The sequence below is a fragment of the Prevotella sp. CAG:255 genome, from assembly GCF_000431195.1.
GTDB lineage: Bacteria > Bacteroidota > Bacteroidia > Bacteroidales > Bacteroidaceae > Prevotella > Prevotella rara.
In genome coordinates this window covers 1-13,630 of the sequence record NZ_HF986784.1, presented here as the reverse complement: position 1 = coordinate 13,630, position 13,630 = coordinate 1, and the positions used below count along the sequence as shown (strand labels likewise).

The 13,630-nt window shown below is 51.2% G+C and carries 11 protein-coding genes; 4 read left to right on the top strand and 7 right to left on the bottom strand.

Annotation, left to right across the window (positions count from 1 at the left end; genetic code table 11):
• Positions 1-6 precede the first annotated feature (6 nt).
• Positions 7-1,029: a sensor histidine kinase gene (locus QVO66_RS03590; RefSeq protein ID WP_021854038.1), complete on the bottom strand. Its 1,023-nt coding sequence runs from the start codon at positions 1,027-1,029 to the stop codon at positions 7-9.
• 189 nt (positions 1,030-1,218) lie between these two features.
• Here QVO66_RS03590 and QVO66_RS03585 point away from each other — a divergent pair, with 189 nt between their 5' ends.
• Positions 1,219-3,996 carry a TonB-dependent receptor gene (locus tag QVO66_RS03585; protein ID WP_021854037.1) on the top strand — a complete coding sequence of 926 codons (2,778 nt, stop codon included), beginning with the start codon at positions 1,219-1,221 and terminating at the stop codon, positions 3,994-3,996.
• Positions 3,997-4,260: 264 nt separating this feature from the next.
• Positions 4,261-4,584: a hypothetical protein gene (locus tag QVO66_RS03580; protein ID WP_021854036.1), complete on the top strand. Its 324-nt coding sequence runs from the start codon at positions 4,261-4,263 to the stop codon at positions 4,582-4,584.
• A gap of 1,024 nt (positions 4,585-5,608) precedes the next feature.
• Here QVO66_RS03580 and rseP read toward each other — a convergent pair.
• From rseP to tsaB, 6 genes are all read right to left on the bottom strand, one after another.
• Positions 5,609-6,988: an RIP metalloprotease RseP gene (gene rseP / locus QVO66_RS03575; RefSeq protein ID WP_288172541.1), complete on the bottom strand. Its 1,380-nt coding sequence runs from the start codon at positions 6,986-6,988 to the stop codon at positions 5,609-5,611.
• Between the two features lie 102 nt (positions 6,989-7,090).
• A complete protein-coding gene (locus tag QVO66_RS03570; protein ID WP_021854033.1) occupies positions 7,091-8,248 on the bottom strand; it encodes a 1-deoxy-D-xylulose-5-phosphate reductoisomerase in 1,158 nt (385 codons plus the stop codon).
• A gap of 101 nt (positions 8,249-8,349) precedes the next feature.
• Positions 8,350-8,877, bottom strand: coding sequence for a ribosome maturation factor RimM (gene rimM, locus QVO66_RS03565; protein WP_021854032.1), 528 nt, complete (start codon positions 8,875-8,877; stop codon positions 8,350-8,352).
• 25 nt (positions 8,878-8,902) lie between these two features.
• The gene (gene murA / locus QVO66_RS03560; protein ID WP_021854031.1) at positions 8,903-10,210 is read right to left on the bottom strand and encodes a UDP-N-acetylglucosamine 1-carboxyvinyltransferase; all 1,308 of its coding nucleotides are present in this window, start codon (positions 10,208-10,210) and stop codon (positions 8,903-8,905) included.
• Between the two features lie 36 nt (positions 10,211-10,246).
• Positions 10,247-10,843: a DUF4290 domain-containing protein gene (locus QVO66_RS03555; RefSeq protein ID WP_021854030.1), complete on the bottom strand. Its 597-nt coding sequence runs from the start codon at positions 10,841-10,843 to the stop codon at positions 10,247-10,249.
• Positions 10,844-10,927: 84 nt separating this feature from the next.
• Positions 10,928-11,617 carry a tRNA (adenosine(37)-N6)-threonylcarbamoyltransferase complex dimerization subunit type 1 TsaB gene (tsaB, locus tag QVO66_RS03550; protein ID WP_053398249.1) on the bottom strand — a complete coding sequence of 230 codons (690 nt, stop codon included), beginning with the start codon at positions 11,615-11,617 and terminating at the stop codon, positions 10,928-10,930.
• Positions 11,618-11,707: 90 nt separating this feature from the next.
• Here tsaB and QVO66_RS03545 point away from each other — a divergent pair, with 90 nt between their 5' ends.
• Entirely contained in the window at positions 11,708-12,583 is an 876-nt protein-coding gene (locus QVO66_RS03545; RefSeq protein ID WP_021854028.1) for a YicC/YloC family endoribonuclease, read from the top strand.
• Positions 12,584-12,844: 261 nt separating this feature from the next.
• Entirely contained in the window at positions 12,845-13,414 is a 570-nt protein-coding gene (gene gmk / locus QVO66_RS03540) for a guanylate kinase (RefSeq protein ID WP_021854027.1), read from the top strand.
• Positions 13,415-13,630 lie beyond the last annotated feature (216 nt).

The following is a 13,630-nucleotide window of genomic DNA, read 5'->3' as shown; positions in this document are numbered from 1 at the left end:
ATGTGGTTAGTTTATTAAGGTTATGCTCAGCAGCACGGTGTAGAGTCCGTCAGCGTCGTTTATCTCGAGCTTGTGGCGCTTGGGATAGGCCAGTTCGAGCCGCTTGCGGCAGTTGCTTATGCCTATGCCGGCAGAATGGCCGCGCCGGTCTGTCGGCTTCTGGTTCTGCGTAGAGAAGAACAGCGTGCCGTCTTCAATCCTTATGACGATATACACCTGGCGGTCGTCGGTAGACGACAGACCGTATTTTATGGCGTTCTCTACGAAGGTTATAAGCAGCATGGGCACTATCTGCAGTCCCTGCCGCTTGTTGTCGTTATAGTAAGACAGCTGTATGCTGTCCTTGTTTTCGGTGCGGTATTTCTGTATCTCGATATACTGTCGTATGTAGTCGATCTCCTCTTCAACGGGTATGGCCTCCTTCGTAGGGTTGGTGTACATGTATTTCATCAGGCAGATAAACTGCATGAAGGCCGTCTCCACCTGCTGCGACTTCATCACAATCATGCCGTAGAGAGTGTTGAGCGTGTTGAAAAGAAAGTGAGGATTAATCTGTGCCTTGTATAGAGCAAGTTCCGCTTTCTTCTTCTCCGTCTCGAGGTCGTGGCTGCGCACAATCTGCCTGATAAGTTCGGTGAGCAGGCCTACGGCCGTGCTGAAGGTGATGGTTGCGACATACAGGAACCACACTGCCTGCTGATGAAGCCTTGCCCTGGCCACAGTCCTTACGCGGCGTGGACGCACCGGCCTGTGCGGAAAGTCCATCTGATACTGCGATATGAGCCATGTAATCAATATTGTGGCAAGAATCAGGATAAGGGCTATAATCACCTTGCGGCGCGTCTGGAAGAACATGGGCACCGTGATATAGCGGTTGAAAAAATAAACGGCATAGAGCCAGCACGCCAGTATGCAGACAAACGTCAGGTTGTTGGCTATCCATCGCTCTATGGGAAGCAGGAAACACAATGCCGGCAACAGCACGCAGGCAAAGAGAAGGTCGGTTATCAGAGGTATCTTTCTTAGCATAAATTATCGTTATTGCGTTACTAAATCTTTCCCGGTGCAAAGATAGTGTAAATATTCTGTAACGTGAAAAATGAGCCATGCCGTTTACCCTCACTTATATGTCGTTTACCCTTACACGGCGAATTTGTGTTGCAGAAAACACCGTTTTAACAATATCTTTGCAACATAAACCGCTAAAATGATATGAAAATGAACGAGAAAAGAAACCCTGGATTTATAGTCAGACTGCTGATGCTTCTGATGATATGCTGCTCGGCGGCGGCCGGTGCAATGGCACAGACCGTTGTCAGCGGAAAGATTACTGACAAGTCGACGTCCGACCCGTTGCCTGGAGCAACGGTGTCGATAACGCCCAACGGCGGCAAGACCCGTCTTGGCGTGTCGGACATGGACGGAAAATACAGAATAGACAACCTTGCGGCAGGACAATACCGAATAAAGGTGAGCTACATGGGCTACAAGACGTATGAGAAGAGCGTCAGCCTGGGTAGCAGTGACAACAAGGTGATGAACATAAGTCTGACCGAGGACGCCACCATGCTCGAAAACCTTTCGGTAGAGGGAAGGGCAACACGTGCGCAGCAGGCAGGCGACACGCTGTCGTATAACGCGTCGGCATTTAAAGTGTTAGACGGAAGCACCGCCGAAGAGCTGCTGGCAAAGATGCCCGGCATTGTGGTTGAAGGCGGCGAGGTGCAGGCCCAGGGCGAGAGCGTAAGCAAGGTGATGGTGGACGGCAAGGAGTTTTTCGACGGCGACGTAAACCTTGCGCTGAAGAATCTTCCGGCCGACATAATAGCCAGCATAGAGGTGTTCGACAAGAAGAGCGACCAGGCCGAGTTTACCGGATTTGACGACGGAGAGGAGATAAAGACGATAAACATCGTTACAAAGAGCGGCTACAAGGAAGGAGTGTTCGGCAAGGTGTACGGCGGATACGGCACGGACAACCGCTATAACGCCGGCGGAAACATCAACATATTTGACGAGTCGCAGAGGCTGTCAATACTCGGAATGAGCAACAATGTCAACCAGCAGAACTTCTCGCAGGAAGACCTGTCGGGAGTTATGTCGGCGCAAAGCTCAAAGCGCGGGGGCAGGCGCGGCGGAGGCCGACGCGGCAGCACGGACAACTTCATGGTGGGCTCGCTCGGCGGTGTGACCAAGACCAACGGCATAGGCCTGAACTATGTGAACGAATGGAACGACAAGCTGAAGCTTACGTCGAGCTACTTCTTCAATCAGTCGTCTAACGACTATCAGGAGAATCTGCAGCGCGAGTATTTCGAGTCGGCACTGCCGGGCATGTCGTACATGCAGGACAGCGAGTCGGACATGACCAACTGGAACCACCGCGTGAACATGAACCTCGAATATAAGATAGACGCCGACAACACCCTGCAGCTGCGCCCTAAGTTCAGCTATCAGAGCAGCAACACGCTGAGCAGCTATCTGGGCGAAAACCTCCTGTATGGCGAGCAGCAGAGCAGCATAGGCAGCAGCTCGGAGAGCGACGTGAAATCGTACAGCGCCGGACTTAACGCCACCTACCGCCACCGCTTCAACAAGCAGGGACGCACGCTGTCGCTATCTGTGAACGGACAGATAACCGACAAGCGCAGCGACACCTACACCGACTATAAGGAAAGCAAGACCGAGGAAGGCACGACAACGGCCACGGAATATTCGCAGCGCAAGGACAACGACGAGAAGCAGACATCGCTGCGCACCAACCTGATGTATACGGAGCCGATAGTGGACAACGTGCAGCTGAGCGCCAACTATAAGTTCTCTTACAGCAACAGCGACGCCGACAAGAAGACGTTTGAGAGCGACGGCATGACCGACCTGGGCGAACAGCTCATTGACCAGATGTCGAGCGTGTATCAGACCGACTATCTTACGCATGCTGCCGGACTGGGCCTGAGATGGAATCTCGACAGATGGCGCTTCACGCTCGGTGCCGACTTCCAGTGGGCTTCGCTCGACGGCGAACAGTCGTATCCCGTTGCCGACAACATATCGCACAACTATTTCTCTGTGCTGCCGTCGGCCATGATACGCTACTCGCTCGACCGCAACAACTCGTTCATGCTGCGCTACCGCAGCAGTTCTACATCGCCCACGCTGCAGCAGCTGCAGTCGGTTGTCGACAACACCAATCCGCTGTTCCTCTCTACCGGAAACCCGCTGCTCGACCAGCAGATTAACCATACGCTCAACCTGAGATATACGCTCACAACAATGTCGGGACAGACCTTCATAGCCATGCTCGGCGCCACGCTGCGCAACGGATATGTGGCAGACAGCACCTTCGTGGCAACAGAAGACATCACGCTGCCCGGCGGAATAGAGATGGACAAGGGCGCACAGCTTACGCGCCCTGTGAACCTCGACGGTTACTATAGTCTGCAGGCCATGCTGACATACGGATTCCCGCTCGACCTGATACGCAGCAACGTCAACCTGAGCCTTGCCGGCAACTATGCCAGCGTGCCGACGATATTCAACGGCGTGAAGAGCAATACGCGCGAACTGACGTTTGTGCCCAAGGTGGTGATAGGCAGCAACATCAGCGACAAGCTCGACTTCACGCTGTCGTATTCAGCCTCGATAAACAAGGCCCTCAGTTCTGTTGCCGACCTGAACACGAGCAACTATGTTACGCACATAGCACAGGCCCGCGTGGGCTGGACCTTCTGGGCCGGACTGACTCTGCGCAGCACGCTGACCTATACGGGCTACAGTGGCCTGAGCGCCGACACGGAAGACTATTTCCTGTGGAACGCGTCGCTCGGCAAGAAGTTCCTGAAGAACAATGCTGCCGAGATAAGGCTCGACGTGTATGACATACTGGGGCAGAGCCAGTCGTTCAGACAGTCGGTAGGCAGCAACTACTACGACTATCTCACGGCCAACGTGCTGCAGCCCTATGCCATGGTGAGCTTTGTCTATACGATAAGATAGGCCGTCTGAGGCCGCTATGACATCAGCGTATGCCGTAGTAAGAATACATTAAATTAGGTTTTAGTTGTTTGTAAATCAATGCCGGGCGGCTGTCGGCCTGCCTTTCCTAAGGCGCAGCATGATGCGGCAGGGCGGGGCAGACTGACATACGGCGGCAGAGAAATGCAGACATAAGGAGCAAAACCTATAACGCAATATGGCAAAACTCTTACGGCCAAAGGGCTGTTTGAGATTAAATTAAACATCTAAAAAAAACGAGAACTCATGAAGAAACTATTATTACTGATGGCCCTGACGGCCATGTTCGGCATCAGCGCCGACGCACAGAAAAGGGGCGGACAGAAGCTTACGCCTGAACAGAGAGTGGAGAAACGCATGGAGCAGCTCGACAGCAAGCTGAAGCTAAGCGACGAGCAGAAGCAGAACATAAAGTCGCTCTACACCGACTTCTTCAGTCAGGACGTAAGCCGCGAGGAGCGCAGAAGCAAGATGGAGGAGCTTAACACGAAGATAAGCAATCTGCTTGACGACAGCCAGAAAAAGACTTTCAGCGAGATGAACAGCCGGAAGGAGGGCAGAAAGCGCTAAGCACGCATGCCTTACAGCCGCCATGCAGAGGCATTATGCCGTGGCGGCCTTGACTTCTGATTATTAAGATGCTTGTATCTGAATGTGCCTGACGGGATGGTTTATCGTGTCTTTTTTGTTAATCCCGGTCGGGTACATTCTTTTTTTTCTCGGCCATTTTTATATGTAACAGTTTCCGCGGTTTTGCTTTCACATTGATTTTGCCTGACGCTCTCATACTGAGATATTTGAAAATTAAAATCATTTGGCCGTAAAAACGTGCCGTTTTCGTGTGCAAGCGCAAGTGTCAGATGCATAGCGTGTTACATCGTTATGCGTAGATGTGTGCAAAGATTTTTGTCCTGATTGGGACAAAAAAGCTATTATTTCAATGAAAAAACAGGGTTGTTTGAGGTGCAAAAGTGGCCCGGTTTTGAGTAAAAAGTTGCCGGTTAATTTTTCAAAAGCATACCTTTTGCATATAAATGTAAATATACTTTACCGCAGCTACCTGTTTTCCGCTCTTGCTTTTTCTATTTCAGCAGAAAATCTTGACATTTTTGTGATGACACATTGCCGCATGAAAGCTGCAGGCAGCTTACATGCTGTCAGAAGCCGATGCCGTTTGTAGGCTGTGCCTTTCCGGCATTTTATGTGTCCGTGCCGTATGGGCGTAATATATAAAAAGCATGGATTTGGTTTTATTCTGCCGTTATTTATGAGTATATAGTTATGGGCCGAAGCATTCGGCTGTGGCTGATTCATTAAGCATGTCTGTGTGTATGCAAATAAAAAAGAAAAATGCCAAGCGGTTTATTATCAACCACTTGGCATTTTTTCTTGTTTCGTTATATTCAAGGCGTTTTATTTTAATTCGCGTCAGAATAAAGTTAAGATCATGTGTAGAGCGCAGGCGAAGTTCTGCGTCAGCTGATTAAGATTCAGGAGTGGAAAGATATGTGCAAAGTGGTTTATAATAGTCCACAAGGCATATGGCTTTAACTCCTTTAACTGCTCTGACTTCTTTAACTCCTAATCAATATTATTACATGTATCCCAGCCATCTGAGAATGTCGTTCAGGTTGGCTACAACCATCAGCAGAATCAGTATGCCGAAGCCTACATATTCAGCCCTTATAAGGAAGTTCTCGCTCGGCTTGCGGCGCGTAATCATCTCATAGAGCAGGAAGAGCACGTGGCCGCCGTCGAGAGCCGGGATAGGCAAGATGTTCATAAACGCAAGGATGATGCTTAGGAATGCCGTCATGCGCCAGAACATCATCCAGTCCCATGTCGGCGGGAACAGGCTGCCGATAGATCCGAAGCCGCCCAACGACTTGGCACCGTCGGCTGTAAACACATATTTCATGTCGTCTACATATCCGCGGAGCACGCCGATACCGTATTTTATTCCGGCAGGGAAGCTCTCAAAGAAGCCGTATTCTACGGTTTCGGGCTTGTAGTATGTAGCCAGATATGTGCGGCCTACGCCTAACGTAAGGTCAGGGTTGAGCACCATTTTCACCGTGTCGCGCTTCTCGGGCGAGGTCTTATGGCAGAACACTACCGTGGTTGTGCGCACCTTCATGCTGTCTTTTGTGGTCTTGGCCACGCTGAGCATGTCGCCCATTACGGCCATCTGGTCGTCAAATTCGTTCCATGAGTCAATGCTCTTGCCGCCTATCGCCAGCAGCTTGTCGCCCTTCATCATGCCTGCCTTTGCTGCCGGAGAGTTTGGCATCACGCTGTCTATGTCGGCCGGGATGAACGGCTTTACAAACACGGGCTGCTCCTTTAGCATGGTCAGCAGGCTCATGTCTTCGGGCATGGTGAGCTGTATCTCCTTGCCCTGGCGCATCACGGTTACGGTCTGCGCGTTGGCTATGTCGCGGTACATGTCGACGTCAAACTTTGTCAGCGTGTTCTCGTTGGTTCGCAGCAGCACGTCGCCGTCCTTAAAGCCTATCTTCTTGGCAGCGTCGTTAAACTTCATACCCATCGTCATCTTGTCCAGACGGTAGTAAGAGTCGCCCCATGTGTAGAGCACCATCGAATAGATAAACAGCGCAAGCAGGAAGTTTACGAGCACTCCGCCCACCATTATCAGCAGTCGCTGCCATGCCGGCTTGGAGCGGAACTCCCACGGCTGCGCCGGCTGCTTCATCTGTTCAGTGTCGAACGACTCGTCTATCATGCCAGAAATCTTGCAGTAGCCGCCGAGCGGAAGCCATCCCACGCCGTATGTCGTGTCGCTTTTCTTGGGCTTAAATTCAAAGAGGTGGAACCATGGGTCGAAGAACAAGTAAAACTTTTCAACCCTTACGCCGAAAAGTTTTGCAAAGAAGAAGTGGCCGCCTTCATGCAGCAGCACGAGAATAGAGATTGCCAGCATAAACTGGAGCAGTCTTATCAAAAATATTTCCATGTCTCTGTTTTCTTAATTTTTCTTTCTGCGGCCGGTTGCCGCCGTCGGATTGTTTTGCTTTTGGATAAAAATATGTTACTTGTTTTATTTATTCTTTCTTTATCAGTGTGCCCCGAGCAGTTCGGTAGCCACGCGCCTTGCCTCGGCGTCGGTGCTTACGTAGGTGTCATAGTCGGGCGCGCTGCTGAAGCTTACGCGGCTCATGGTCTTCTCTATGATGTCGCTCATCTGTGTGAATCCGCACTTGTCCTCAAGGAATCCGCGGTTGACAATCTCGTTGGCTGCGTTGACAATGCACGGCATGTTGCCGCCCTTCTTTATCGCCTCGAAGGCAAGCGCCAGGCAGCGGAACTTGTCTAAGTCGGGCTCGAAGAACTCCAGCGGCTGCTTGAACAGGTCGAGACGGTCTTCGTTGAGGTGAATGCGGTCAGGGTAAGTCAGTGCATACTGTATGGGCAGGCGCATGTCGGGCACTCCGAGCTGTGCCTTCACGGCTCCGTCGGCAAACTGTACGGCGCTGTGCACGATGCTCTGCGGATGGATAAGCACCTGAATCTTGTCGGCCGGAACGCCGAAGAGCCATTTAGCCTCGATAACCTCGAAGCCCTTGTTCATCATCGTGGCGCTGTCTATGGTTATCTTTGCGCCCATGCTCCATGTGGGATGCTTCAGCGCGTCGGCCTTGGTTACGGTGGCAAGCTGTTCCTTGGTGAAGTTGCGGAACGGGCCGCCTGATGCCGTCAGCAATATCTTTTCAATCTCGTTGTCGCCTTCTCCGGCCAGACTTTGGAATATGGCTGAGTGCTCGCTGTCAACGGGTATTATCGGTGCGTGGTATTTCTGCGCCAGCTCGCATATCAGTTCTCCGGCAACAACCAGAGTCTCCTTGTTGGCAAGGCATATCTTCTTGTGTGCCTTGATGGCGTGAATTGTCGGATTAAGTCCGGCAAAGCCCACCATTGCCGTGAGCACCATGTCTATCGGGCCGGCCTCCACTATTTCGTCTATGGCCTGTTTGCCTGCATACACCTTTATGTCGGGCAGGTCGGCGAGCAGGCTTTTCAGTTCTTCATACTTGTCTTCGTTGGCAATCACCACTGCTGCCGGATTGTAGCGGCGTGCCTGTTCGGCCAGTTCTTTCACTTTGTTGTTGGCCGTGAGGCAGTAAGCCTCAAACAGGTCTGGATGCTCGTCAATCACCTGCAGTGCCTGTGTGCCTATCGAGCCTGTTGAACCGAGAATGGCTATCTGTTTCTTCATAAAATCTTAAATTCTCCCAACTTCTAAATTTGTTTCTCTTGTCTTTCGTCGTTCCGTATCGTCTTTGGCGCGCCTTGCGGCCGTGGGGCCGTGGCGTCTGCTTATTCAAGGTCGAGAAGTCCTTCGGGCAGGTCTACCACAATGATGTGCCTCTCGGTGTCGACGTCAATGATGAAGTCTTCCGATGCCGGTATCATTATTTCCTTGCCGTCAGGTGTCTCTACGTTAAAGAGAGTGTTTACAGTTGAATAGTCAACCGACTTGACCGTGCCTATCAGGCGGTTGTCGTTGTTGGCGTCGAGCAGGCTGAAGTTTTCGGCCTCGTTGAGCGACATGGCGTCCTGGCTCTCTTCTGCCAGCTTGCGGCTGAAGTAGACGTCGCATCCGGTGAGTTCCTGCGCCTGCTCCTTGGTGTCGATGTCGCAAAACTTCACAAGGGCTGTCTCGCCGCTCTTGAACCTGTATTCCTCGAAAAAGAAAGGCACGAGTATGCTGTCGATGAGCAGCACGAGATAGTCGGCGTCGACTCTGTCGAACACGTCGTCCTCAAACATTAGCGACACCTCGCCCTTCACACCGTGGGGCTTGCCTATCTTGCCGATTTTGAAAACTTCCTCTTGTCTTATCATCGCTGTTGTTGTTTCGCTTTTATGCTTAGCTTATGCGCTCAATCTTGGCTCCGAGGTTGTTCAGTCGTGCCTCAATGTCCTCGTAGCCGCGGTCAATCTGCGCAATGTTGTCTATGCGGCTTGTGCCGTTGGCGCTCATGGCTGCAATGAGCAGCGCTATTCCGGCTCGTATGTCGGGGCTTGTCATGCGTCCGGCACGCAGCCTTACGTTATGGTCGTGGCCTACCACCACGGCTCTGTGCGGGTCGCAGAGTATTATTTGTGCGCCCATGTCTATCAGTTTGTCTACAAAGAACAGGCGGCTCTCGAACATCTTCTGGTGGAACAGCACGCTGCCTCTTGCCTGGGTGGCCACAACAAGCAGCACCGATAGCAGGTCGGGCGTGAGTCCGGGCCATGGGGCGTCGGCCAGAGTCATTATCGAGCCGTCAATGAACGAGTCGATTTCGTAGTGGTCCATGTGCGGTATGATGAGGTCGTCGTCCTCAGTGTCTATCTTTACGCCGAGGCGGCGGAATGCGTCGGGTATGATGCCGAGGTTGCGCAGCGACACGTTCTTTATGCGTATGCCGTCGCCCACCATGGCTGCCATGCCTATGAACGAGCCCACCTCAATCATGTCGGGCAGTATCTTGTGCTCGGTTCCGTGCAGCGAGTCGACGCCCACTATCGTCAGCAGGTTTGATGCAATGCCGCTGATGCGTGCGCCCATCTGGTTGAGCATGTGGCACAGCTGCTGTATGTAGGGCTCGCATGCCGCGTTGTATATTGTCGTTGTTCCTTTTGCCAGCACGGCTGCCATTATGATGTTTGCCGTACCGGTTACAGATGCCTCGTCGAGCAGCATGTAGCAGCCCTTAAGTTCTTTGCCGTTTATCTCGAATGTGTTTCTTTCGTCGTTGTGCAGAAACTTTGCGCCCAGATATTTGAATCCCAGGAAGTGGGTGTCCAGGCGTCGCCGTCCTATCTTGTCTCCGCCCGGCTTGGTCACTACGGCCTTGCCGAAGCGTGCCAGCAGCGGTCCTATCATCAGCACGCTGCCCCTGAGCGAAGCGCATTTGCGTATAAACTCGTCGCTCTCCAGATAGTCGAGGTTGATGTTCTCTGCCTTGAACGAATATTCGTTCCTGCTTATGCGGGTTACATCCACGCCTATGTCTGTGAGCAGCAGAATGAGATTCTTTACGTCAAGAATGTCAGGTATGTTCTTTATTCTTACTTCTTCGGGCGTAAGCAGTGATGCGCATATCACCTCAAGCGCCTCGTTCTTGGCGCCTTGCGGTGTTATGGTTCCGCTGAGCGAATGTCCGCCTTCTATGATGAAAGATTCCATGTTCGGGTCTTGATTTGGTTAACGTTGCTGTTAGCGTTATCTTCTTTTCCTTCTCCTTTCTCCGGGTTCCTTCAGACTTCCCACATTAAACTTGAATGTGTCGAGGTCGAGTTGTATCTTCCCGTTGGTGAAGCGTGCCAGGTCAGAGGCTATTTTCTCGTCGTCGCTCGAGCCGTGGCTCCATTGTATCAGGTTGCGTTTCATCTGGTTGGCCGTCAGCCTCGTAAGCTCGTCGCGCTCGGGTCCGGGCTCCATGTTCATCAGTTGTTCAAACAGCTCGAACACCATTCCGCCGTAGTGCTTTATGGGGTTCTTCTGTTTTGGATATTCCATGGGCTGAGGCTTTGTGGTTATGCTCTTTGCCTCGTTGATGTCTACCGGATAGTCGATGTCGAGCTTGAAGTCGCTCATTATGGCCAGATGGTCCCACAGCTTCTGCTTGTAGTCAATGTTCTCTCTGTTCTGCGGGAACATGCGCTCCATGATGCATATTATGGTCTCTGCGCATTTCTGACGTTCTTCTCTGTCGCTGAGCGTCATGGCGTAGTCTACCATCTTCTGCACCTCGCGTCCGTATTCGGGCAGCGTGAGCTTCTTGCGCTGTGTATTGTAGTCTAATCCATCGATTTCCATTTCTTCTTTGTTTAAATTCCGTTTAAATGTAGTGTGATATGTGTCTCTGTTGTCCTTGCCCCGTGTGCGCTTTTGCGCCGTGGCTTACAGCAGTTTCTTCGGTGTCTTTGCCACGAAGTCTTTCAGATAGAAGGGCACGAAGTAGGCCACGTCTTCAAATTTCTCCTCGGCCATGCGCTTCTCTGCCAGCGGAAACATGTTCTTAGCCAGCGGCTCAATGCCTTTTATCAGCACGGCGTTGGGGTGGTTGATGGCTTCGATGCACTTGCATGCGCCGTTGCCGAAGAAATACACCTTGCCTTTGTCGAGGAATTCCTTATACGTGTCGGCGTCCACCACGTCGGCCTGCACGCCTCTCACCTCTTTGAGCGAGCGGTCGTATATGCCCGAGTAGACCTCCATGCGGCGTGCGTCGAGCATGGGGCAGAGCAGCGCTCCGGGTTCGGGCTCATGTGTGAGCAGTACGGGCACTGTGAGCAGCTCGAGCGTGGGCACGGCTATCAGCTTGATGTCGCGGCCATAGCATATGCCCTTGGCCATCGAAACGCCTATGCGCAGGCCGGTGTATGAGCCGGGGCCGCAGCTCACGGCTACGGCATCGAGCGGAATGGCGTGGCTGTCGGCGAACGAAATGGCTTCGTCAATAAATGTTCCAAGTCTTACTGCATGGTTCGGGCCGCTGTGGTCTTCTTTGCTGAATATGCAGGCGCCGTCCTGGCTTACTGCTACCGAACACACGTTGGTGCTCGTCTCAATATTCAAAATACACGACATAATTAAAAATATCTTCTTAAATAAAGTGCAAAAATACGCTTTTTTCCGAAGAAATATGTACTTTTGCATAAATTTAACTACAAAAGTGTTATGATACAATCTATGACGGGTTATGGCAAGTCGGTCGTAACCTTCAATGAGAAGAAGATTAATGTAGAAATAAAATCTTTAAACAGTAAGGCCTTAGACCTGTCTACGCGCATTGCGCCGCTATACCGTGAGAAGGAAATGGAGATGCGCCAGATGATTTCGAAGGCGCTCGTAAGAGGAAAGGTTGACTTTTCAATCTGGATAGAGAAAGACGCGTCTCTCGACGCCACGCCTATCAACAGTGCGCTGGTGGAGAACTATTATCATCAGATAAAGGACATTGCCGCCAAGACCGGCATGCCTGAGCCGCAAGACTGGTTCAGCATACTTGTGCGCATGCCCGACGTTATGAGCAAGACCGAGGCAGAGGTGCTGACCGACGAGGAGTGGGCCGTTGCCCGCGGCGGCGTTGAGCAGGCACTGCAGGCGCTTGTGGAGTTCCGCAAGCAGGAGGGTGCCGCCCTTTATAACAAGTTCAGCGAGAAGCTCGACAACATCGGCAGTCTGCTGGCGTCTATTGAGCCATACGAGAAGTCGCGTGTGGAGAAGATACGCAGCCGTATCGTTGAGGGCCTGAAGAGCATACCCGAAATAGAATACGACAAGAACCGCCTTGAGCAGGAACTTATCTATTACATAGAGAAACTCGACATCAACGAAGAGAAACAGCGCCTTGCAAACCATCTTAAATATTTCCGCGAGACCATGAACGACGGCATAGGCCAGGGCAAGAAGCTCGGCTTCATAGCTCAGGAAATGGGACGCGAAATAAACACCACAGGCAGCAAGAGCAACCAGGCCGAGATGCAGAACATCGTGGTGAAGATGAAGGACGAACTGGAACAGATAAAAGAACAGGTGCTTAATGTACTTTAAATTTTAGGAGTTAAAGTAGTTAGAAGTAGTTATAGTAGTTAAAGTCATTACCATTGCACGTTCTTTATCATAAAGAAAGCTTTTGGGTATGATGCTTAAAAATATAGATAAAGTCAAGAATATATGACTTTAACCTGCAAGCATAAAAGCATATGGCTCTAACTCCTTTAACTACTTCTGACTCTTTTAACTCCCGATGAGAAACGCAAATGACTTTAACTTCTTTAACTACTCTAACTCCTTTAACTACTTTTTAAAACCATGCCCGGAAAACTCATTATCTTCTCTGCTCCTAGCGGAAGCGGAAAGAGCACAATAATCAACTGGCTGATGTCGCACGAAGAGCTGCGCATGGCCTTCAGTATATCATGCACAAGCCGCGCCCCGAGAGGCACAGAACGCAACGGCGTTGAATATTTCTTCGTTACGCCCGAAGAGTTCAGACGCCGGATAGACAACGACGAGTTCCTCGAGTATGAGGAAGTATATAAAGACCGCTACTACGGCACGCTGAAGCAGCAGGTGGAGGCACAGCTCGAAAAAGGCGAGAACGTTGTCTTTGACGTGGACGTGAAGGGCGGATGCAACATAAAGAACTATTATGGCGACCGTGCCCTCAGCGTGTTCATCCAGCCGCCGTCGATAGAGGAGTTGCGCAACCGTCTGACAGGACGCGGCACCGACGCCCCGGAAGTGATAGAAGACCGCATAGCCCGTGCGTCGTTCGAGCTTACCTTCGCCCCGAAGTTCGACAAGGTGGTTATCAACGACGACCTGGACAAAGCTAAGGCCGAGGCGCTGAAGATAGTTAAAGACTTTCTGCTCGGTTAAGTGAATAACGTCTTACGAAAGTAAAAAACTAAAAGTTAAAAGTGAAAAATCCAAATGCCTTGTGGTGATACAAACTCCTATCTTTGTTTCGAAACAGCAAAGCTAATGTTCTGTCGGATATGCTATCCGACAGCATTGAATATCAGGATTTTTAATCCGATACTCATACCTTTTAATCAAAAAATAGGAAGTAATCGGATTGAAAATCCTTATACT